Raw genomic sequence first — 1,039 nt, 5'->3', positions numbered from 1 at the left:
GCAGCCGCATGGTGCCCACGGCCAGGGCGCGGGCCATGGTCAGCCCGGTGCGCCACGCGCTGGGCGGGTTTCAGCGTTGCCTGAGCGAAGAGGGCGGTTTCGATGCCAGCGAAGCGGAGCGCACCTTTGTGCTGGGCCTGCGTGATGGTCTGGAAGGGCAGTTGCTGCCGGCGCTGATGAGCCAGTTCATGGATGAGGCGCCGGGGGTGAAGTTGCAGTCGCTCACCGTGAGCCGCCGGCAAATGGCCACCGAGCTGGCCAGCGGCCGGCTGGACCTGGCCTGCGATGTGATGCTGGCGTTGCCGGAAGCCATCGAGCACCAGGCGGTGCTGCACGGCCCGCTGGTGGTGATGATGCGCGATTCTCACCCGCTGGCCGAAGGCATGGATCTGCCGGCCTACCTGGCCGCCCAGCATGTGCTGGTATCGTCCCGGCGCGAAGGGCCGGGGCTGGAAGATTTCGGCCTGGCCCGCCAGGGCTACCGGCGTCATATCCGCTTGCGGTGTCAGCATTATCAGGCGGCGCTCAGCACCGTGCAGCAAACCGACTTGCTGCTCACCATGCCCGCCAGCCTGGCCGGGCAGCTGCGGCGCCAGGGCCTGGTGCTCAAGCCGTTCCCCGGCGAACTGCCCGGCCTGGAAATGCACCTTTACTGGCACCGTGACCAGAGCGCTGACCCGGCGCACAGCTGGTTGCGCCAGCAAGTGCTGGCCCAGCTGCAAACCATGCAGAACGAAATCGAGCTAAGCGCGCCTTCGTTGTAGGTGCTTTGTCGGGTTACGGCTACGCCTCTCTGTGCCCTTGGGTGAACACGACCTACCTGAAACGCGGTCGAGTAGATACCGTCTCTCCCAATGAACCACAACCCCTCTCAAACGGGCTGTGGTTCATATTCTTTCTGGTGCGCCAGCACGCCGTAAGCGATGTGCACCAGTTTTCTCATGGCCGCGCCCAGCGCTGACATCTTTCGTTTGCCTGCAGCACACAGCCGTTGATATTGGCGCCGAATGCTGGGGTTATGCCGCATCGCCACAACGGC

At 64.9% G+C, this 1,039-nt stretch carries 1 protein-coding gene and 1 pseudogene; one reads left to right on the top strand and one right to left on the bottom strand.

Annotated features, from left to right (window positions below; all coding sequences use genetic code 11):
* Positions 1-764, top strand: a 764-nt coding sequence (locus tag A3730_RS04185; RefSeq protein ID WP_063537552.1) for a LysR substrate-binding domain-containing protein, incomplete at its 5' end; no start/stop codon positions are given.
* A gap of 107 nt (positions 765-871) precedes the next feature.
* Here the strand turns inward: A3730_RS04185 and A3730_RS32490 are convergent.
* Positions 872-1,039: pseudogene (locus A3730_RS32490) on the bottom strand (IS110 family transposase); the annotation flags it as partial.

This window comes from Alcanivorax sp. HI0044 (genome assembly GCF_001634945.1).
The sequence above is the reverse complement of the archived record's forward strand: the minus strand, read 5'-3'. Positions and strand labels throughout refer to the sequence as shown.